The organism is Pseudoalteromonas sp. AS84 (assembly GCF_038900255.1).
Lineage (GTDB): Bacteria > Pseudomonadota > Gammaproteobacteria > Enterobacterales > Alteromonadaceae > Pseudoalteromonas.
In genome coordinates, this window is the sequence record NZ_JBBMQY010000004.1 from 34,109 (window position 1) to 54,429 (window position 20,321).

At 40.0% G+C, this 20,321-nt stretch carries 18 protein-coding genes and 10 tRNA genes; 19 read left to right on the top strand and 9 right to left on the bottom strand.

Features of this window, described 5'->3' with window-relative positions:
- Nucleotide 1: 1 nt before the first annotated feature.
- From WNY79_RS05820 to hemA, 7 genes are all read right to left on the bottom strand, one after another.
- On the bottom strand, nt 2-1,255 hold the full coding sequence (locus WNY79_RS05820) for a DUF819 family protein (protein ID WP_290193219.1): 1,254 nt from the start codon (nt 1,253-1,255) through the stop codon (nt 2-4).
- Nucleotides 1,256-1,269: 14 nt separating this feature from the next.
- Nucleotides 1,270-2,097 carry a tetratricopeptide repeat protein gene (locus WNY79_RS05825; RefSeq protein WP_170072173.1) on the bottom strand — a complete coding sequence of 276 codons (828 nt, stop codon included), beginning with the start codon at nt 2,095-2,097 and terminating at the stop codon, nt 1,270-1,272.
- 149 nt (nt 2,098-2,246) lie between these two features.
- Nucleotides 2,247-2,621 carry a SirB2 family protein gene (locus WNY79_RS05830; RefSeq protein WP_024597766.1) on the bottom strand — a complete coding sequence of 125 codons (375 nt, stop codon included), beginning with the start codon at nt 2,619-2,621 and terminating at the stop codon, nt 2,247-2,249.
- Between the two features lie 29 nt (nt 2,622-2,650).
- Complete coding sequence (locus WNY79_RS05835; protein WP_342875370.1) at nt 2,651-4,195, bottom strand: DUF3369 domain-containing protein; 1,545 nt, start codon at nt 4,193-4,195, stop codon at nt 2,651-2,653.
- A gap of 54 nt (nt 4,196-4,249) precedes the next feature.
- Nucleotides 4,250-5,089 (bottom strand): peptide chain release factor N(5)-glutamine methyltransferase, encoded by an 840-nt coding sequence (prmC, locus tag WNY79_RS05840; RefSeq protein WP_342875371.1) that lies wholly within the window; start codon nt 5,087-5,089, stop codon nt 4,250-4,252.
- A gap of 2 nt (nt 5,090-5,091) precedes the next feature.
- Entirely contained in the window at nt 5,092-6,177 is a 1,086-nt protein-coding gene (gene prfA, locus WNY79_RS05845) for a peptide chain release factor 1 (protein ID WP_342875372.1), read from the bottom strand.
- 7 nt (nt 6,178-6,184) lie between these two features.
- Entirely contained in the window at nt 6,185-7,441 is a 1,257-nt protein-coding gene (gene hemA / locus WNY79_RS05850; RefSeq protein WP_342875373.1) for a glutamyl-tRNA reductase, read from the bottom strand.
- An 83-nt stretch (nt 7,442-7,524) separates the two neighbouring features.
- Here hemA and lolB point away from each other — a divergent pair, with 83 nt between their 5' ends.
- From lolB to WNY79_RS05930, 16 genes are all read left to right on the top strand, one after another.
- Nucleotides 7,525-8,112, top strand: coding sequence for a lipoprotein insertase outer membrane protein LolB (gene lolB, locus WNY79_RS05855; protein ID WP_024598309.1), 588 nt, complete (start codon nt 7,525-7,527; stop codon nt 8,110-8,112).
- A gap of 2 nt (nt 8,113-8,114) precedes the next feature.
- The gene (ispE, locus tag WNY79_RS05860) at nt 8,115-8,972 is read left to right on the top strand and encodes a 4-(cytidine 5'-diphospho)-2-C-methyl-D-erythritol kinase (RefSeq protein ID WP_342875374.1); all 858 of its coding nucleotides are present in this window, start codon (nt 8,115-8,117) and stop codon (nt 8,970-8,972) included.
- An 88-nt stretch (nt 8,973-9,060) separates the two neighbouring features.
- Nucleotides 9,061-10,008 carry a ribose-phosphate pyrophosphokinase gene (locus tag WNY79_RS05865; protein ID WP_007583957.1) on the top strand — a complete coding sequence of 316 codons (948 nt, stop codon included), beginning with the start codon at nt 9,061-9,063 and terminating at the stop codon, nt 10,006-10,008.
- 149 nt (nt 10,009-10,157) lie between these two features.
- Nucleotides 10,158-10,769: a 50S ribosomal protein L25/general stress protein Ctc gene (locus WNY79_RS05870; protein WP_008171830.1), complete on the top strand. Its 612-nt coding sequence runs from the start codon at nt 10,158-10,160 to the stop codon at nt 10,767-10,769.
- 19 nt (nt 10,770-10,788) lie between these two features.
- On the top strand, nt 10,789-11,373 hold the full coding sequence (gene pth, locus WNY79_RS05875; protein ID WP_007583954.1) for an aminoacyl-tRNA hydrolase: 585 nt from the start codon (nt 10,789-10,791) through the stop codon (nt 11,371-11,373).
- Between the two features lie 53 nt (nt 11,374-11,426).
- Entirely contained in the window at nt 11,427-12,518 is a 1,092-nt protein-coding gene (ychF, locus tag WNY79_RS05880; protein ID WP_007583951.1) for a redox-regulated ATPase YchF, read from the top strand.
- A 332-nt stretch (nt 12,519-12,850) separates the two neighbouring features.
- Nucleotides 12,851-12,927: transfer RNA gene (locus tag WNY79_RS05885), tRNA-Met, on the top strand.
- Nucleotides 12,928-12,974: 47 nt separating this feature from the next.
- Nucleotides 12,975-13,059: transfer RNA gene (locus WNY79_RS05890), tRNA-Leu, on the top strand.
- 39 nt (nt 13,060-13,098) lie between these two features.
- Nucleotides 13,099-13,173, top strand: a tRNA-Gln gene (locus WNY79_RS05895).
- A gap of 5 nt (nt 13,174-13,178) precedes the next feature.
- Nucleotides 13,179-13,255: transfer RNA gene (locus WNY79_RS05900), tRNA-Met, on the top strand.
- Between the two features lie 90 nt (nt 13,256-13,345).
- Nucleotides 13,346-13,430 (top strand) — tRNA-Leu (locus tag WNY79_RS05905).
- Nucleotides 13,431-13,468: 38 nt separating this feature from the next.
- Nucleotides 13,469-13,543 (top strand) — tRNA-Gln (locus WNY79_RS05910).
- 71 nt (nt 13,544-13,614) lie between these two features.
- Nucleotides 13,615-13,699 (top strand) — tRNA-Leu (locus tag WNY79_RS05915).
- A gap of 38 nt (nt 13,700-13,737) precedes the next feature.
- Nucleotides 13,738-13,812, top strand: a tRNA-Gln gene (locus tag WNY79_RS05920).
- 71 nt (nt 13,813-13,883) lie between these two features.
- Nucleotides 13,884-13,968: transfer RNA gene (locus WNY79_RS05925), tRNA-Leu, on the top strand.
- Nucleotides 13,969-14,008: 40 nt separating this feature from the next.
- Nucleotides 14,009-14,083, top strand: a tRNA-Gln gene (locus WNY79_RS05930).
- Between the two features lie 41 nt (nt 14,084-14,124).
- Here the strand turns inward: WNY79_RS05930 and WNY79_RS05935 are convergent.
- Both WNY79_RS05935 and WNY79_RS05940 read right to left on the bottom strand, forming a co-directional pair.
- A complete protein-coding gene (locus WNY79_RS05935) occupies nt 14,125-15,708 on the bottom strand; it encodes a bifunctional diguanylate cyclase/phosphodiesterase (protein WP_197185873.1) in 1,584 nt (527 codons plus the stop codon).
- 154 nt (nt 15,709-15,862) lie between these two features.
- Nucleotides 15,863-17,044 carry an FAD-dependent monooxygenase gene (locus WNY79_RS05940; RefSeq protein ID WP_342875375.1) on the bottom strand — a complete coding sequence of 394 codons (1,182 nt, stop codon included), beginning with the start codon at nt 17,042-17,044 and terminating at the stop codon, nt 15,863-15,865.
- Nucleotides 17,045-17,288: 244 nt separating this feature from the next.
- On the opposite strand from WNY79_RS05940, the gene miaB reads away from it, so the two are divergent.
- Genes miaB through ybeY form a run of 3 tightly spaced genes read left to right on the top strand, consistent with a single transcriptional unit; the run spans nt 17,289 to nt 20,310 of the window.
- A complete protein-coding gene (gene miaB / locus WNY79_RS05945) occupies nt 17,289-18,737 on the top strand; it encodes a tRNA (N6-isopentenyl adenosine(37)-C2)-methylthiotransferase MiaB (protein ID WP_024598305.1) in 1,449 nt (482 codons plus the stop codon).
- Between the two features lie 51 nt (nt 18,738-18,788).
- A complete protein-coding gene (locus WNY79_RS05950; protein ID WP_342875376.1) occupies nt 18,789-19,847 on the top strand; it encodes a PhoH family protein in 1,059 nt (352 codons plus the stop codon).
- A gap of 4 nt (nt 19,848-19,851) precedes the next feature.
- Nucleotides 19,852-20,310, top strand: a complete 459-nt coding sequence (gene ybeY / locus WNY79_RS05955) for an rRNA maturation RNase YbeY (RefSeq protein WP_002958542.1) — start codon at nt 19,852-19,854, stop codon at nt 20,308-20,310.
- The last annotated feature ends 11 nt before the right edge of the window (nt 20,311-20,321 follow it).

The following is a 20,321-nucleotide window of genomic DNA, read 5'->3' on the forward strand; positions in this document are numbered from 1 at the left end:
CTTACGGTGCAACTGCTTGCATCATTAATCCACAAATATAAGCCATATAAGTACCCACACCATAGCCAAGTACAGCTAGCAGAACGCCAACTGGCGCTAATGACGGGTGAAACGCTGATGCTACAACAGGTGCAGACGCTGCGCCGCCCACATTAGCCTGAGAGCCTACGGCCATATAAAATAACGGAGCTTTAATAAGTTTAGCCACGAGTAACATTATACTTGCATGCACTAACATCCAAATTGCGCCAACTAAAAATAACCCAGGGTTATTGAAGATAGCGGTTACGTTCATGTGCAAACCAATTGATGCGACTAAAATATATAAAAAACTAGAGGCTACCTTTGAAGCGCCAAACGCTTCTATTTGTCTAACTTTAGTAAACGATAAGCCTATACCAATCGTTGTCGATATAACTATTAGCCAAAAGAACTTACTGTTTAAGCTATATTCTTTTGCCCATTCATAAGTAGTGCCAAAGTACGGACCTAAAAAGTCAGCACAAAAATGTGCTAAACCTGTTATACCAAATGCAATTGCAAGCAGCGTCATATAATCGTTAAGAGTAGGAATGCGTGCATGTTCTGCGTGATAGGCTTCAACCCGTTTTTTCAGATCTTCAATTGCGCTCGTGTCGGCACCCGTAGCTGCATCAATCTTTTTGTGGTTTGCTGCCATTAGCAATAAAACAGCCATCCAAATATTCGCGACTATTACATCGACTGTAATCATTACAGAAAATATATCACCGCCAACTTCAAACATTTCTTTCATTGATGCTTGGTTAGCACCACCGCCGATCCAGCTACCCGCAACGGTTGTCATACCGCGCCATACGGCATCAGGTCCATGCCCGCCAACAATACTTGGATCAAATGCACTCACTACTAAAATAGCTAATGGCCCACCGATAACAATACCTAATGTCCCCACTAAAAACATAATGAGCGCTTTAGGACCTAAATTAATAATCGCTTTTAAATCAATACTAATGGTGAGCAGTATTAAACAAGCAGGCAGTAAGTAGCGTGAAGCCACATAATAAATATTGGATTTGTTACCATCTACAATACCAAATGTATTTAATAACGAAGGTAAAAAGTAACACAGTAGTAAAGCTGGTACATATTTATAAAATCGTTTTAAAGCTGGACGTTCACTGTTTGAGGTTTTAAAAATAAACCCCAAAATAACAGCAAGTAAACCAAGCACAACGGCATCATTTGTAATTAATGCGCTTTGAGTTTCAACCATAATTATTCCTATTCTTAATGGTGCGTTTTATTATTATCTTCTAGTTCTTCTATCTGGTGTTGAATTATCTCTATTGCAGGATCGTCCGGACACTCATCGACAAAAAACTGTAAATCATCACGTGCCATTTTAGGGCAACCGAGCTGATTTAATAAGTAACCTCTGTCGCGTCTCTCATACGGGTCGTCGCCTATTAGCTCCATTAGCATCTCTACACAGGTCAAAGCATGACCAAATTTGTTTTCGCTAATGAAAGACCATTTTTGTTGAGCTAAAAATAACTTATATACTTCGTCATCAAAAATGAGCTCTAGAGGCTCTTGTTCTTGGCCATCATCTTCATCTGCGTTTTCAGGGATGATATACCAGCTTTGTTGTCCACTGCTTGGCTCTATTATGTAGCCTTCTTCATCACTAATCGCCACATGTACACCAACATCACCCTGCGTAAGACTAAGATTTGCGTCAAAGTTAGCTTGTTGTAAAAAATGACAAAGTATAATTGCCAGCGTGGTAGGTGAGCCACTGCGCATAGAAAGCGTATAACTTAATGTATTTAATTTATATTCAGGCACTTTTAAGCCTGAGGCACTAAATAGCCAATCGCTGTAAAACATATCTAATAATTTTTCGAGACGATCGTGCTCATCACTCACTTTTAGACACAGCGCTGAGATTTGCTGTTCAAAGTCAGTTAAAGTCTCATAACATGGTGTTAAATCTATCTGAGGGTCCCATTTTGATTCTGCTTTAATACAGCGGTAAATTGCTGGAGGTGTAAATTCATCGTAAGCATCATCAAGATAAGATTCATCGTGTTCGTCAAACCCGAGGGTAGTCATTAATACTGCAACATTTTAGAAAACGAAGGCGTAGTTTACCTAACTTTAAAGCTATATACCAATATAGAGGAGTTTTTGAATATTTTCTGAAAGGGAGTCTTATTTGAGCTTTATAAAATAATTATAAAGCTCAAATAGTCAGGTATTACTTAAAGCAAAAAAGCTGATTTAGACGTCGCTAAATAACCTATCGCTAAAATAACAGCGGTATTAACCAAAATGTAAGCAATTTTAGCCGTCATTTTAGTTTGTCTGGCGCTTTTAGCCCCAATACCAATATATATAACCACTAAAACTATTTTTTCCAATAGCCAATATTGTTCAAATGGGTTTATTTTAGCCATAAATATAAGCGTAAGTGCAGACACTAATAACAAAGTATCTATACTGTGACTGCCAATCATTACCACTTTATTTTTTGCTATATTGCCACTACCCATTCGCGAAAAAGCGCGAACATAAAATAAAATTACACTCAACATCGCAATTGCCATGTGTGAATGCTTTACTGCTAAATAATCCATATGCCCCTGTACTTCTGTTTTATAAAAATTTAATCAGGAAAACGGCTAAGAACCGCTTCTAACTCATCAAGCTTCTCGTTAAATACTTCAACCAATTTTGGTTCAAAATGAGTACCTTTTTGAGCGTTAATTTCATCAACTACATTTTGCAAAGTCCAAGGCTCTTTATAGCATCGTTTATGGCGAAGTGCATCGTATACATCAGCAAGTGCGACTATACGACCAAATACATTGATTGCATTACCGCTTAAACCTTCTGGGTAACCAGAACCATCCCATTTTTCATGATGTTCTTTAGCGATAATTGCACCTGTACTCACAATTTCATGAGGCGAGTCTTTTAAAATAGTGTAGCCTTTACCAGTGTGGGTTTTCATCACTTCCCATTCTTGGGCGTCTAACTTTGCTGGTTTATTTAATACCGCATCAGGAATGCCCACTTTACCTACATCATGAAGAGGCGACGCCAATCTTATTAAATCAGCATCATGCTTAGATAAACCATAACCCTGAGCTAAAATATGACAAATATGCGCTACACGCTTAACATGATTGCCTGTCTCGGTTGATCGTTGCTCTACCGCTTCACTTAACCTATAAACAAGCTCTTGTTGCGTTGCTTCTATTTCAGACTGGAGCTGTACATTTTCAAACGCAAGTTGCACGTTTTGAGAAAAAATCTTGATTAAATGACGCTGGGTATCTGTCAAATCCTTTGGGATCCCCGATATAAACAGCATCGAATTATGATTGTACTCACTGCTACAATACGCAAATAAGTAATTATCTTTATAAATAATACTTTTTTCATTAAGCGCCTGATGGCACGCACTTAACTGTTCAGCTTGTAATACCTCATCGAGCTCTTTACCTTCACTTTTTTCAAAATCACCGGTACCCGAGCAAACAATTAGCTTTTTATTATTTTGTGCTTCAGGGTTTTGTGCAACTAAAGTAGTTGCATACATAGCTTGATCAGCAATACCCAATAAAGATGTTAATTGCTGCATAACGCCTTCAATAAAGTGCTCTATTGAATGCGCAGAAAAAATATCACGAGACGCTATAATTATCTTCTCAAGCCCTTCGCGTGACTGCTCTATTGAAATAATATCGCGGTACGAGCGAAGACTTGACATAATGACTGTAAATAATTTTTGAGCCGTTAGCTCCGTTTTCGATTTGTAATCGTTAATATCATAATTAATAATTACTTGTCGTTCAGGGGCTTGACCAGGTTGACCTGTCCTTAAAATAATTCGAATATGATTATTTTTAGCTTCTTCACGAATAAACTTAGCAACTTGCAAACCAGCGTCGTCGGTTTCCATTACAACATCAAGTAACACAATTGCGGCATCCGGATGCTCTTTTATAAGCTCTTTGGCTTCAGCTCCCGAATAAGCACTGATAAATTCTAAACGTTTATTTTGAAACTCAAAATCACTCAACGCTAGTTTTGTAACAGCATGAACTTCAGGTTCGTCATCAACGATTAAGACTTTCCAGGTACCAAGTTCAATCTCATTGATTGGTTCTTCTGGCTCATCTGAAAATAAAAAATCACCCATCATAGTCGAAATTCCTTCATGGCATTATTTAACGCACTAGTAAGCAATTATTATTCTTTAGGGCCACTGTGCAAACGTTACACGGTCATTATTACCAAAGTCTTTCACTGTTTTAATATCAACAAATGCCATTTTTTTGAAAAAATGACGAACAGCTTCACCTTGCTCAAAACCGTGTTCTATTAAAAGATAGCCACTAGATAACAAATAGTCACGTGATTGTGTAATTATTTGTTTAATATCAGACATTCCGCAATCATCAGCCACTAATGCCGACAAAGGCTCAAAGCGCACATCGCCCTGATTTAAATGTATATCACTGCTTTCAATATAAGGTGGGTTAGTGACAATTAGGTTGAATTTTTCACCGTGCAACTCACTAAACCAGTTGCTTTGCTTAACGTGTACGTTGTTAATCGCCAATCGCTGCTGGTTACGTGTAGCAAGTGCAACAGCATCGCTTACTCTATCTACTGCAGTAATTTGCCAATTAGGCATTTCACTACCCAGTGCCAACGCAATTGCACCAGTACCGGTGCCTAAATCAAGCACTTTAGCTGTAGCAGGTACAGCCATTTCAAGTGCTTGTCCTACTAACGTTTCGGTATCTGGTCGAGGTATTAAGGTTGTTGCGTTAACTTCAAGCGATAAACTCCAAAACTCACGCTGCCCCGTAATATGTGCAACAGGTTCACCATTTAAACGCCTTTGGCAAAATGTATTAAATTGCTGTTGTTGCTCAGCGTTAAGTTCATGCTCTGGCCAAGTGAAAAGGTAACTGTGAGGTTTTTGAAGAATATGTAAAAGTAAAACTTGTGCATCTAATTTAGCACTTTCGCTGCTAGGTGCTAATAAATTAGCGCCTGCAGCAATAGCTTGTTCAAGAGTTTGGCTCACGACTACTCGTCGCCCATAGCCGCTAATAAGTCAGCTTGATGCTCTTGCATTAATGGGTCAATAACACAGCCTAAATCACCCGCTACCACTTCATTTAAACGATAAAGTGTTAAGTTGATGCGGTGATCGGTAATACGACCTTGTGGGTAATTATAAGTACGGATACGCTCAGACCGGTCGCCACTACCTACTAAATCACGTCGCTCAGATGCTTCTGCCGCATGGCGTTTCTCATCTTCAGCTTGTTGCAAGCGTGCTGCAAGTACCGACATCGCTTTAGCGCGGTTTTTATGCTGTGAACGCTGATCCTGACACTCAACCACAACACCGGTAGGTATATGTGTAAGTCGAATAGCAGAATCTGTTTTATTAACGTGCTGACCACCTGCGCCCGATGCACGAAATGTATCAACTTTTAAATCTGCTGTGTTAATTTGTATCGCTTCGGCTTCTGGTACTTCCGCCATTACCGCAACAGTACATGCAGAGGTATGAACTCGCCCTTGTGACTCGGTTTCTGGCACACGTTGTACGCGGTGTACACCTGATTCAAACTTTAATTGACCGTAAACGCCTTCGCCACTAATATTTGCAATAACTTCTTTGTAACCACCGTGCTCACCTTCATTGGTGCTCACAACTTCTACTTTCCATTTTTTAGTTTCTGCATAACGACTGTACATACGGAATAAATCGCCAGCAAAAATAGCCGCTTCATCACCGCCTGTTCCAGCACGTACTTCAACAAATACGTTGTTATTATCTCGTGGATCTTTTGGCAACATTAATACTTGAATTTGCTCTTCAATTACCAAAATTTGCGCTTTAGCTTCTTTATATTCTTCTTGCGCCATTTCACGCATTTCAGGGTCAGAATCTTTAAGCATTTCTTCTGCACTGGCTAAATCATCTTGCGTTTCTTTGTAAGTTAAAAACGTTTTTACAATCTCTTCAAGCTCAGAATATTCTTTTGAAAGCCCACGAAAACGATTTTGATCACTAATGACCGACGGGTCGCTTAGCAGCGCTTGTACTTCTTCGTAACGCTCTACTAAGGTTTCTAATTTATTATAAACAGACTCTTTCATTTAACGGTTATTCCTGATCAATACCTAACATTTTTTTCAACTGGTTTAGCTGCGCCACTTCACCTTTTTTCGCTGCGTCTTGTATTGCACGGGTAGGCGCGTGCATTAAGCGATTGGTTAATTTATTGGCGAGCTCTAATATAATTTTTTCTGCATCTTTACCTGTATTAAGCTGACTAACAGCACGCTCTACAAGTTCTGACTTAATTGTTTGTACATCATTTCGATAATGGCGGATTAAATCTACCGAATCGAGTGAGCGCATCCACATTGCAAATTCTTTGGTGCGTTCAGTAATAATTATTTGCGCTTGCTGTGCAGCTTGCTCACGCGCTGCCATATTCTCGCTTACAATGGTTTGTAAGTCATCAACGGAATATAAATAGGCAGCATCTAGCTCACCTACTTGGCTTTCTATGTCGCGCGGAACCGCAATATCTATAAATAGCATGGGCTTGTGACGGCGCTGCTTAAGCGCTTGCTCAACCACCCCTTTACCAATAATAGGCAAAGTACTGGCGGTAGAACTAATCACTATATCGGCTTTATGTAAACGCTCTGGCAATTGCGCTAAAGCAATTACATCCGCCGACACTTCGTCAGCTAAGCTTCGAGCTCGCTCAATAGTTCGGTTCGCAACGGTAATGTTTTGTGGCTCATTTTGATATAAATGCTTGGCCACCAGTTCAATAGTTTCACCCGCACCAATTAATAAAACGTTTGTTTTATCAAGCTTGCCGTAAATATGTTTTGCTAAATTAACAGCTGCAAATGCAACCGATACAGCACTTGCGCCAATATTTGTTTCGGTTCTAACTTGTTTAGCCACAGAAAATATTTTTTGAAACAATCTATCAAAAGTAACACCTACAGCATCGTGGGTTTTAGCGCTAAAAAACGATTGTTTTATTTGCCCTAAAATTTGCGGCTCCCCTAACACCAAAGAATCCAACCCACACGCTACGCGCATTAAGTGGTTAATAGCGTCATTACCTTCGTGACAATAAATATTATTACTCAGTTCATGTTCATCCAAACCATGGAAACTGGCAAGCCAAGTCAACAGTGTTTGGGAATTTTGCTGAGCGAGGCTACAATAGATCTCGGTTCGATTGCAGGTAGATACAATAACCGCTTCATTAAAGTCGGCATGGCCGCTTAATTGTTGCAACGCCTCTGAAATTTGCTCAGGCGAAAAAGCCACTTTTTCACGTAATTCTACGGATGCGGTTTTGTGATTTATACCTAGTGCTATTATGGTCATATTTGCCAAATATTGCTGAGCCCTACTTCAAAGGCGGTAATTTTACCAAAAATCAGCGGAATATGGAAAGTAAGGAACAACATTTGATTCGACAATATTTGATTTTATTCATGTTTTTTTTGTTTTTAGGTGGCTGTGCTCATCAAATTGATACAAAAACAACACTTTATGATGATTGGAAACCACGTTTAGCTGCTCAAAAAACTTGGCAGGTCGAGGGTAAACTCGCGTTTATTAGTCCACAAGAGCGTCAATCTGCAAACTTAAATTGGCAGCAAACAACAAATTCCAATAATTTAATACTAACTACCTTTATTGGTACACGTATTTTGTCACTTAAACAAACAGCAAATGGTGCTGAATTAGAGTTTGACGGCGATGAGTACTTTGATACTAATGCTGCAGAGCTTTTAAAGCGTTTAACGGGTTTTACACTCCCGGTTGATAACGCCGACAATTGGCTTAAAGGCACCATTGACGATCAAAGCTTAGTCGTTGATGAGCTAGGCCGTGCAAAGCAAGTGTTATGGTTTGATAACACAGGTAAAAAATGGCAAATAGATTACGGCACTTATATACAAAACGCAGGCTATTGGTTACCAACCAAACTAACGTTAAAGCATCAACAAATAAAAATAAAAATTCAACTCTACGATTGGCAATTTAAATAAATATGAATAACAAAACCTCTTTTTCACTGATTGCTCCGGCAAAACTCAATTTATTTTTACATATTAATGCTCGCCGAGAAGATGGCTATCATGAACTCGAAACCTTATTTACTTTTTTAAATTTTGGTGATGAGCTTTATTTTGAACTAACAACGAATGGCAGTATTTCTGTCGGTGGTGATACTAAAGACATACCCCTAAATGATAATCTCATCTATAAAGCGGCTTTATTATTACAAACACACAGTAAAACCTCTTTGGGTGTAAAAATAAATTTAATTAAACGCTTACCGATGGGCGGAGGTGTTGGAGGTGGCTCATCCGACGCTGCAAGTACTTTATTAGCCCTAAATAAATTATGGAAATTAGAACTAAATTTAAAAACCCTAGCCCAATTAGGACTTAAATTAGGCGCTGATGTTCCGGTGTTCATACAAGGGCAAAGCGCCATAGCGCAAGGTATTGGCGAGAAATTACACCAAGTAAAACTTGAACAAAAATGGTACTGCGTTGTACACCCTAACCAACATGTAAGTACCGCAAAAATATTTACACACCCCGATTTAAAACGCGACACACCAAAAATAATAGGCGATTGGAAACACCATACTTTAACCAACGATTGTGAGCCTTTAGTTAAAAAGCTTTGCCCCGAGGTTGAAAAAACCCTCCAGTGGTTGCTAAAATACGCACCGTCGAAGATGACCGGGACAGGTTCATGTTGTTTTGTCGAATTTGCTAGTCAAGTTCAAGCACAAGATGTACTTGAAAATCTCCCCCATAATTGGCAGGGTTTTGTGGCTTCAAGCGCAAATGTCTCACCTGCTCATACGGAGTTAACCGCCATATTCGATCAATGAAGTAACGTACAAGTAATCATAAGTTAACCCGCAGTGGTATTTATCATTGCCCGTTAGTCCAAATATTCAGTGCCTGAGGAACCCTACCGTGCCTGACATGAAGCTCTTCGCTGGTAACGCAACACCTGAGTTAGCTCAAAAAGTTGCAAAACGTTTATATATTGAATTAGGCGATGCTGTTGTTGGCCGTTTTAGCGACGGTGAGATCAGTGTTCAAATAAATGAAAATGTTCGTGGCTCGGACGTTTTTATATTGCAATCAACCTGTGCCCCTACAAACGATAACCTAATGGAACTTATCGTTATGGTTGATGCTCTACGTCGTGCGTCTGCAGGTCGTATTACTGCCGTCATTCCTTATTTTGGTTATGCGCGCCAAGACCGTCGTGTACGCTCTGCCCGTGTTCCAATTACCGCTAAAGTTGTTGCCGATTTCTTATCAAGTGTGGGTGTTGACCGTGTTCTTACGGTTGATTTACACGCTGAACAAATCCAAGGCTTCTTTGATGTACCAGTAGACAACGTATTTGGCAGCCCTGTATTACTTGAAGATATGAAAGAACGCGACTTTGAAGACGTCGTTGTTGTATCTCCAGATATTGGTGGTGTTGTACGCGCACGTGCAATTGCAAAACTACTAAACGATACCGATTTAGCAATCATTGACAAACGCCGCCCTCAAGCAAACGTTTCTCAAGTAATGCACATTATTGGTGACGTGGAAGGTCGAGATTGTATTATCGTAGATGATATGATTGATACCGGTGGTACGTTATGTAAAGCCGCAGAAGCACTTAAAGAACATGGCGCTAAGCGCGTATTTGCATACGCAACGCACCCTATTCTTTCGGGTAAAGCAGCAGAAAACTTACGTGACTCGATGATTGACGAAGTAATTGTAACTGACTCGATTCCGCTATCTGACGAGCTTAAAGCCCTTGATAAAATTAAGGTACTTACGCTTGCTGACATGTTAGCAGAGACTATTCGTCGTATTAGTAACGAAGAATCTATCTCAGCGATGTTTGAACACTAAAATTAAACATTCCTGAGTATAAAAGCGCCTTTTGGCGCTTTTTTTGTAAGCGATGTTTATTTTGTCTGGGCGTGGTGGTATGATAGCGCGCCTTTTGGCTAGGGACCTTGGTCGCAAAGGCCCTACACATTTTAATAACTGGAGACATCATGTCTAACAAAACTTATACATATAACGCTGAACTTCGCGTAGAAACTGGTACTGGTGCGAGCCGCCGCCTACGTCGCGAAGACAAAGTTCCTGCAATCCTTTACGGAGCTGACAAAGAAGCTTTATCTCTTACTTTTGCTCATAAAGATATGATCAAAGCACAAGAAGACGAAGGTTTTTACACGCATATCCTTACGCTTAACGTAGATGGCGAAGCTGTTGAAGTAATCTTAAAAGATATCCAACGTCACCCATTCAAGCCTAAGCTTACTCACCTTGATTTCCAACGTGTAGATGCTACTCATAAATTTCAAACTAAAGTTCCTCTTCACTTCATCGGTGAAGATATTGTAACTAAAGCTGGCGCAACTGTTGTTCACCAGTTAACTGAAGTTGAAATTACGTGTCTTCCAAAAGCACTTCCAGAATTCATTGAAGTAGATGTTTCTAAGTTTGTTGTTGGCGATTCTGTTCATATTTCTGACCTTACTTTCCCTAAAGGCGTTAGCTCTGTAGATTTAGGTAAAGGCGAAGGCCATGATCAGTCTATCCTGACTATCAAAGCAAACAAAGCAGCTCCAGTTGAAGACGACGCTGCAGCAGCAGAATAATTTTTAAGGTCTCGCAACCTTGAATTCTATTCAAATGCTTGTGGGCCTGGCTAATCCAGGCCCCGAATACGCAAACACACGCCACAATGCAGGTGCTTGGTTCATCGAGCAAATCGCTGCACGCTACAACTGCACCCTAAAATACGATCCTAAATATCACGGCCTTACAGGCAAAGTGATCATTCAAGGCCAAGAATTCAAATTATTGATCCCCACTACTTACATGAATTTAAGTGGTAAAGCGGTCGGTAGTTTAGCTAATTTTTTCAAAATCCCTGTCGAGGACATTTTAGTTGCCCATGACGAATTGGATTTAGACCCAGGCGTTGCCAAGTTAAAAAAAGGCGGCGGGCATGGCGGTCATAATGGTTTAAAAGACATTATTGCAAAAATGGCAAATCAAAAAGACTTTATGCGCTTGCGCATTGGTGTAGGTCATCCGGGGCATCGTGAAATGGTTACTGGTTGGGTGCTTGGAAAAGCGGCCAAAGCAGACCAAGAAAAAATGGATGCTGCTGTTGATGAAGCAGTTCGTTGCATGGAAATACTTGCAAAAGATGGTGTGTTAAAAGCACAAAACAGACTACATTCGTTTAAACCCTAGTAACTTGGGTCCAAGTACACCGTTTAAACGAATTCTAAACAAGGTATCTTACTATGGGTTTTAAATGTGGCATCGTTGGCTTGCCTAACGTTGGTAAATCAACGCTTTTCAATGCACTAACTAAAGCGGGTATTGAAGCCGCTAACTTTCCTTTTTGTACCATTGAGCCTAATACAGGTGTGGTACCTGTGCCAGATCCTCGTCTAGACGAACTTGCTAAAATTGTTAATCCTCAACGAGTTCTTACCACCAGTATGGAATTTGTAGACATTGCAGGCTTAGTAAAAGGCGCATCTAAAGGTGAAGGCCTTGGTAACCAGTTTTTAGCTAACATTCGTGAAACCGATGCAATTGGCCACGTAGTTCGCTGTTTTGAAGATGAAAACATCATCCACGTAGCAGGCACTATTGACCCTGCTGACGATATTGACGTAATCAACACTGAGTTAGTACTTGCTGATATGGATAGCGCTGAAAAAGCCCTATTCCGTAATTCAAAAAAAGCAAAAGGTGGCGATAAAGACGCTAAAGAGCAAAATGCTGTACTTGAAAAAGTAAAAGTGCATCTTGACGAAGGCTTAACTTTACGTGGTCTAGCACTAACTAAAGAAGAAAAAGCAGCAATCAGCTCTATTAACTTCTTAACGATTAAACCAACAATGTATATTGCAAACGTTGCAGAAGATGGTTTTGAAAATAACCCATACCTTGACCGCGTACGCGCTATTGCCGCAGCTGAAGATGCGATTGTTGTTCCTGTATGTGCCGCTATCGAGTCTGAGCTTTCAGAACTAGATGACGAAGACAAGCTAGAGTTTATGGCTGATCTTGGTCTAGAAGAGCCAGGTCTTAACCTTGTTATTCGCGGTGGTTATGAATTACTACAATTACAAACTTATTTCACAGCTGGCGTAAAAGAAGTACGCGCATGGACAATCCCTGTAGGTGCAACAGCACCACAAGCAGCGGGTAAAATCCATACCGACTTCGAGCGTGGCTTTATCCGTGCGCAAACTATTGCTTTTGACGACTTTGTTGCCTTTAAAGGTGAGAGTGGCGCAAAAGAAGCAGGTAAGATGCGTCAAGAAGGTAAAGAGTACATTGTTAAAGATGGCGATGTAATGAACTTCTTGTTCAACGTATAAGTACAAATTAAACCAATTTCACTTGGTAATAATTTTTAAAGGCTCGTTTTTACGAGCCTTTTTTGTATTTAAGCATTATAAAAATAATAATTAGCCTCAACTAGTCTATCTTTGTAATATCGCTTAATTAAAGAAGTACAGGGTTAATTAAGATTCCGCGCCTTAAAGGCAGCTAAAAAAACAGCATTTTTATTAAATTTTAGCCTGTTAGCTTAATTTTCCTGCAAACAAACACAGTTAAGTGTTTTTTTGCAAAAAAGGTGTTGACGAATTTGGGTCATATCAGCATAATACGCCCCGCACTCAGCGATGAAGTGCTAACAAAAAAAGATGGCTAAGTAGCTCAGCTGGTTAGAGCACATCACTCATAATGATGGGGTCACAGGTTCAAATCCCGTCTTAGCCACCATTATTTTTTTGTTGCTCAATGAAGAGTTTAAAATAACTACCTTGTGTGCGGGAGTGGCGGAATTGGTAGACGCGCTGGATTTAGGTTCCAGTATCTTAGGATGTGAGAGTTCAAGTCTCTCCTTCCGCACCATAATTCTTGATAAGAATTAAAACTATCAATTGTTATTGTTGGGATATCGCCAAGCGGTAAGGCACCAGGTTTTGATCCTGGCATTCCCAGGTTCAAATCCTGGTATCCCAGCCAACAATGGCTAAGTAGCTCAGCTGGTTAGAGCACATCACTCATAATGATGGGGTCACAGGTTCAAATCCCGTCTTAGCCACCATTTCTTCTTTTAGAAATGGCTCTGCAAGAGTTAAATTGCAGCTCAATGAAGAGTTTAAAATAACTACCTGTACTTTATTGTACAAACGATGCGGGAGTGGCGGAATTGGTAGACGCGCTGGATTTAGGTTCCAGTAACTTCGGTTGTGAGAGTTCAAGTCTCTCTTTCCGCACCATTTCTTGATAAGAAATAAAATTATCATTAATTCTTTGTTGGGATATCGCCAAGCGGTAAGGCACCAGGTTTTGATCCTGGCATTCCCAGGTTCAAATCCTGGTATCCCAGCCAACTTCTTCTACCAAGGAAAGTTGGATAAAAGAATTGCTCTAGCTTAGAGTTTAAATTAGCAAATTGTTGATGCGGGAGTGGCGGAATTGGTAGACGCGCTGGATTTAGGTTCCAGTAACTTCGGTTGTGAGAGTTCAAGTCTCTCTTTCCGCACCATGTTCTTATAAGAACTAAAATTATAAATAATTCTTTGTTGGGATATCGCCAAGCGGTAAGGCACCAGGTTTTGATCCTGGCATTCCCAGGTTCAAATCCTGGTATCCCAGCCAACTTCTTCTACCAAGGAAAGTTGGATAAAAGAATCGCTCTAGCTTAGAGTCTAAATTAGCAAATTAGTGATGCGGGAGTGGCGGAATTGGTAGACGCGCTGGATTTAGGTTCCAGTAACTTAGGTTGTGAGAGTTCAAGTCTCTCCTTCCGCACCATGTTCTTATTAAGAACTAAAATTAATATCAAATTTATAGTTGGGATATCGCCAAGCGGTAAGGCACCAGGTTTTGATCCTGGCATTCCCAGGTTCAAATCCTGGTATCCCAGCCAATTTGACTCCCCTGTCTAAAAATTCTCAAAACTCATTAAGTTCAACTTACTTTCTCTGCATTTAAATAAACACTTATAAACTCATCTATTGTTATTGGTTTACTATATAAATACCCTTGTAAATAATCACAGTTAAGATTCAACAACGCCTGTTCTACTTCTTTAGTTTCTATTCCCTCAGCAACTACATCGCAATTTAATCGACCCGCTAAAAACAATGTAGATTCTACAATGGCGTAATCAGGCGAGTTAGTAAGCATATCTTTGACAAACGACTGATCAATTTTTATTTGATTAATTGGCAGCTCTCTTAATAACGACAGCGACGAGAAGCCAGTACCAAAGTCATCAACACTAAATTTAAACCCGCGCATACTCAACTGTTGCATCATTTTTCTAGCAGCCGGTATATTTGTCATCATTGCACCTTCAGTAATTTCAAAAATTAACGAGTCGCTTAATGTAGGGTCGGTTGCGAGTAAACTAATTATAAAATCGTAAAACTCGCTGCTTTCAATATCTTTCGTCGATAAGTTGACATGTATGGTACCGGTGAAACCAAATAGTTTTAGTTTTCTAATGTGATTAACGGCTTCTTGTACAACCCATTTCGATAAAGGAAAAATAAGCCCTGTACGCTCAGCTACGGTTATAAACTTTTCAGGACTAATAAAGCTACCATCATCTTGCGGCCATCGGATAAGCGCTTCTAGGCCATGTAATTGCAGATCTTTAGAGTCCATTATGGGTTGTAAATAAAGCTCAAACTCATCTTTATGTAATGCCACTTTAATTTTGGCTGATAAATCAAAAAAGTCCTCAGCTCGTTTACCTATTGCAGATGAGTAATTTACCAAAGGTTGAAATGTTTTTTTAGCTTCATGCAGTGCCAAGTCAGCTTTTTTTAATAGCTGATCGGGCAATCGGCTATCATCAGGAAAACGGCTTACGCCTATACTTAATTGTATTTTAACCATTTGCTCATTCGTACAAAACGGACTTTTGACGGCAGAGTTTATAATGTTTACACAATAATTCATGCTTTCATCTGTATCGGTATGCAGTAAAAATGCGAACTCATCACCTCCAATCCGATATAACTTAGCAATTCCGCATAATTCTTTATTTAGTTTATTGGCAAATGCAGCCAAGAGTTGGTCACCACACTGATGGCCAAACGCATCATTAATTTGTTTAAAGTTATTTAAGTCGATATAAAATAGTGAAAATGGGGAAGGATATTCAACTTGTTTACTCAGAGATTTAAAAAACTTATCGCGGTTAGGTAGAGTTGTTAAGTTATCGTGCTCAGTTTGATATTTTTGATACTGCGTTGCTTGCTCTATTTTAAGAATACTTTTTAAGCTCAGTTTAATAACTAAAAAAACAAACCCACCACCGCCAAGCAACAACATAGCCACCATATTCATAACGACGGGTGCAATATCGTGATTTGAAAAATAATAAAGTACCCACCAATACCCTATAATAAAAAAAATGATAGCGCATAGCAGTACACTCCATGCTCTTTGCGATGTTTTTTTACAAACTTTAACGGTTGTTTTCAAGCTAGCAACAAGCAGTAGCGCACCTAAAATAATTATTACTGTAAAAAAATTATCCACACACAAGCTCTTTAAAGTTATTAAACTGCGATTTAGTGATGTAACACCAGTTAAATTAAAACCGTGTTCAATATAGCCGAGTCACTATTTGCTGACTTAAAAACAGGCATAAAAAAAGGCTCATAAATGAGCCTTTTAAATATCTACTTTAAATTTAGCCTAAATCACCGCTAATTGCGTATTTTAAAACCCAGTTTTTTATTGGCCCCGTATTATTAGCCATTTTTAAAAACTGGCTACGTGCCCATTTAAGTGGCGTAATTTGATTTGAAAACCCAAAGTAACACGCGTCCATCATGCTCATCATTAATAAATTAGCCCTGCGGCGAGCTCGTTCGTATTCTTTAAGTTTCAGAGGGCAACCTATATCTCCTGCTTCGTTTAAAACTTCAGCAAGTGCCACTAAGTCCTGAAAACCTAAATTAACGCCCTGCCCTGCAAGCGGGTTAATTGTATGCGCTGCATCGCCCACTAAAACCAAACGCCCTTGCGAATAGCTATTTGCATGTTGGCGAGTTAGCGGAAATATCGCATGGGTTTGTACTTCAAAGTCTCCAGCAAGTTCTGGGAATTTATTCAGTATGTGTGTTTTTAACTGAGTTGGGTTTAGCCCTTTAAATGCTTGTAGTGTATTTGCATTGTCGTACCAAATTAAATTAGCGTACGGTGCCTGCATTGGTAAAAATGCTAATGGCCCGGTTGGTGTAAACTGTTGCCATGTTTTAATTTGTTGCGGGGCATCGAGTTTAATTAATACCCCCATGCAATGCTGTTGGTACTGCCATCCCGTAATACCAATATTAGCTTTATCACGCAATTGCGATTGCCCGCCATCGGCGGCAATTACTAAATCAGCCGTATAGGTTTGATCACCATACACAAGCGTAATTAAATCATTCGTTTGCTCTACTTTAGTTACCGGTAATGATTGCTCAATAACCTCAATCTTATAATGCTCAAATTGCTGCCACAAACTTGCTTGTATTAAACTATTTTCAATCAAGTGACCTAAATGTGTCGTGTTTATGTCGGCGCAATCAAATAATAAATTGTCACCACCGCGCTCAAAAGCCTCTAATTGTTGATAAGGTGCTATGCGGTTTTGCCTTAAAAGAGGCATTGCGCCTAATTCATCAAGTAAATTTTCTGAAAAACGATTAATGGCAGACACTCTAATATCCACCTTATCGCTACTAAGAATGTGCGATGGGTCTATTAGGTGTTTTTCAATTATGCGCACGCCAAAGCCTTGTTGAGCCAGCTTTATCGCCATAGCCGCGCCAACCATGCCTCCGCCAACTACTATCACATTATTTTTAGTCATGTTTTTCATCATTTTATTATTACTTGAGTCTGTTTTGATTGTATCAAAATTAATTTGTTTTATACCAGAGGATATCCCTAACAGCTGATTAAACTCGCCCTGTATTGATTTGAGATCACAAACATGAAAACTATACTTGGATCTGGGCGGGTATCCAGCTAAAATACGCCTCCTTTAAGTGAGCATGCTTGCTCCTTAATCCTGTTTCTAGCACATTTTTGTGCCACTATCGAATTGAACACGAGGCAATATTTCAATGAGCAAAAAGCTGCATATTAAAACCTGGGGTTGTCAGATGAACGAATACGACTCTCAGAAAATGGCTGAACTTTTAGATGCCACCAACGGCTACCAGCTAACTGATGATGCAACAGATGCCGACGTAATCTTACTCAACACCTGTTCAATTCGTGAAAAAGCACAAGAAAAAGTATTTCACCAGTTAGGTCGTTGGAAGTTGTTAAAAGACGACAAGCCAGATTTAATAATTGGTGTAGGTGGTTGTGTTGCCTCACAAGAAGGCGACTCTATTCGCCAACGTGCACCATTTGTAGATGTTATTTTTGGCCCGCAAACACTACACCGTTTACCAGAAATGATTAAACAAGTGCAAGGCGATAAAGGCTCATCGGTTGTTGATATTTCATTCCCAGAGATTGAAAAGTTTGACCGCCTGCCAGAGCCAAAAGCGGATGGCCCATCTGCGTTTGTATCAATTATGGAAGGCTGTTCTAAATACTGTACTTTTTGTGTTGTACCGTATACTCGCGGCGAAGAAGTTAGCCGCCCAGTAGATGACGTATTACTAGAAATTGCACAACTTGCTGAGCAAAACGTACGTGAAGTAAACCTACTAGGCCAAAACGTAAACGCATACCGCGGCGACACGCACGATGGCGAAATATGTTATTTTTCAGATTTAATTCGTCTTATTGCTGCTATTGATGGTATTGACCGTATTCGTTACACCACATCGCACCCGGTAGAATTTACGCCAGACATCATTGACGTTTACGCTGATGTACCAGAGCTTGTAGATCACTTACACCTACCAGTACAAAGTGGTTCAGACCGTATATTAAACCTAATGAAACGTGGCCATACGGCAATTGAATACAAATCGACAATTCGTAAGTTACGCAAAATTCGCCCTAACTTAAGCATGTCGTCAGATTTCATTATTGGTTTCCCAGGCGAAAGTAAAGAAGACTTTGAAGCAACCATGAAGCTTATTAGCGACATTGGTTTTGATATGAGCTTTAGCTTTATTTACAGTGCACGCCCAGGTACGCCAGCGGCAGATTTACCAGATGACGTAACAGAGCAAGAGAAAAAAGAGCGCTTATACTTACTACAAAACCGTATTACACAAATGGCGCAGCAAATTAGCCGTCAAATGTTCGATACAGAGCAACGTATACTTGTTGAAGGTCCTTCTAAAAAGAACCCAATGGAATTACGTGGCCGTACCGAAAATAACCGTGTAGTAAATTTTGTTGGCCCGCACACAGTGATCGGACAGTTTGTTGACGTACGTATTACCGAAGCACTACCTAACTCTTTACGTGGTGACTTAATTCGTACAGAATCAGAAATGAACTTACGACGTGAAATAGCTCCTTCAGCTATTTTAACTAAAGCTGCAGCTGCAGAGCCAAAACCAGACACTGTTAACGAAATTGGCGTAGCTACTTTCGTTCCTTAGTCAAAATTATTAGCGCCAGTTAACGCTGGCGCAGTACTATAGGAAGCAATTTTGAGTAATCAGTTAAAAACATTAGAGATTTATTTAGAACCTGCCGATAACAAACGCCTTTCTTCTTTATGTGGCCCGTTTGACGAAAACATCAAACAAATTGAGCGCCACCTGGCTGTTGAAATAATTCACCGTGACAACTTTTTTAAAGTAACCGGTAAACTACACAACTGCGCCGGCGCTGTAGAAATCTTAAAAAACCTTTATGTTGATACTCAGCCAGTTCGTGGTGTTTTAGGCGAAATAGAACCCGATGCCGTTCATTTAGCTATTACCGAATCAAAAGCCCTAGAGCAAGATGCATCAAGCAGCGCTTACGGCAAAGAAATGGTGATTAAAACGCGCCGTGGTGTTATTAAACCACGTAACGATAACCAAGGTGTTTATGTGGCTAATATTTTAAACCACGACATTACCTTTGGTATTGGCCCTGCTGGTACTGGTAAAACCTACCTTGCAGTTGCTGCCGCCGTTGACGCCCTTGAGCGCCAAGAAATACGCCGTATATTATTAACGCGTCCTGCTGTAGAAGCGGGCGAAAAGCTTGGCTTTTTACCCGGTGATTTAAGTCAAAAAATAGACCCGTACCTACGTCCTCTTTACGACGCTCTTTTTGAAATGCTAGGTTTTGAAAAAGTAGAAAAACTCATCGAAAAAAATATCATTGAAGTCGCCCCGCTTGCTTACATGCGCGGACGTACTTTAAACGATGCCTTTATTATTTTAGATGAAAGCCAAAATACCACCGCCGAGCAAATGAAAATGTTTTTAACCCGTATAGGGTTTAACTCAAAAGCGGTTATTACAGGCGATATAACACAGGTCGATTTACCTCGTGGAACACGTTCAGGCCTTCGCCATGCAATGGAAGTACTTGATGGCGTAAACGAAATTAGCTTTAACTACTTTAAAGCCCAAGACGTAGTACGCCACCCTGTTGTAGCACGCATAGTTGAAGCCTACGAGCGAAACGACGAAAGCGAGCGACTAAAGCGCATTGAAAAGCAAAATGCAAAAGACGCACTTGCTGCTATTCAACAGCCTACTACTAAAGAGTAATACTTTGACAACCGAACTTGATTTACAAATAGCCTGTGAGTTTGACAACCTCCCAAGCGAAGAGCAATTTGCACTGTGGGCCGACAAAGCCCTTAGCCAATACCGTGACGAGTCTGAGCTCAGTATCGTTATTAGCGACGAAGCGCAATCGCAACAACTTAATAACGACTATCGCGGTAAAAATAAACCGACCAACGTACTGTCGTTCGAATTTGAAGCACCACCAGGAATAGATATTCCCTTGGTTGGTGATTTAATTATTTGCCCAGCTATTGTATTAGCTGAAGCAATTGAGCAAGAGAAGTCATTTCATGACCACTTTGCCCACATGGTTATTCACGGATGCTTGCATTTGCTTGGATTTGACCATATAAAGAGTGACGATGCTTTAGAGATGGAAAGCATCGAAAAGCAATTACTTGCAGAGCTAAACATAGCAGACCCATACCGGGACGATATTTAAATTAACGGAGC

What these genes read in the sequence shown, in the direction of transcription:
- WNY79_RS05820 (WP_290193219.1), bottom strand. Translation starts at nt 1,255, where the DNA reads ATGGTTGAAACTCAAAGCGCATTAATTACAAATGATGCCGTTGTGCTT.
- WNY79_RS05825 (WP_170072173.1), bottom strand. Translation starts at nt 2,097, where the DNA reads ATGACTACCCTCGGGTTTGACGAACACGATGAATCTTATCTTGATGAT.
- WNY79_RS05830 (WP_024597766.1), bottom strand. Translation starts at nt 2,621, where the DNA reads ATGGATTATTTAGCAGTAAAGCATTCACACATGGCAATTGCGATGTTG.
- WNY79_RS05835 (WP_342875370.1), bottom strand. Translation starts at nt 4,195, where the DNA reads ATGATGGGTGATTTTTTATTTTCAGATGAGCCAGAAGAACCAATCAAT.
- prfA (WP_342875372.1), bottom strand. Translation starts at nt 6,177, where the DNA reads ATGAAAGAGTCTGTTTATAATAAATTAGAAACCTTAGTAGAGCGTTAC.
- hemA (WP_342875373.1), bottom strand. Translation starts at nt 7,441, where the DNA reads ATGACCATAATAGCACTAGGTATAAATCACAAAACCGCATCCGTAGAA.
- ispE (WP_342875374.1), top strand. Translation starts at nt 8,115, where the DNA reads ATGAATAACAAAACCTCTTTTTCACTGATTGCTCCGGCAAAACTCAAT.
- WNY79_RS05870 (WP_008171830.1), top strand. Translation starts at nt 10,158, where the DNA reads ATGTCTAACAAAACTTATACATATAACGCTGAACTTCGCGTAGAAACT.
- ychF (WP_007583951.1), top strand. Translation starts at nt 11,427, where the DNA reads ATGGGTTTTAAATGTGGCATCGTTGGCTTGCCTAACGTTGGTAAATCA.
- WNY79_RS05940 (WP_342875375.1), bottom strand. Translation starts at nt 17,044, where the DNA reads ATGATGAAAAACATGACTAAAAATAATGTGATAGTAGTTGGCGGAGGC.
- miaB (WP_024598305.1), top strand. Translation starts at nt 17,289, where the DNA reads ATGAGCAAAAAGCTGCATATTAAAACCTGGGGTTGTCAGATGAACGAA.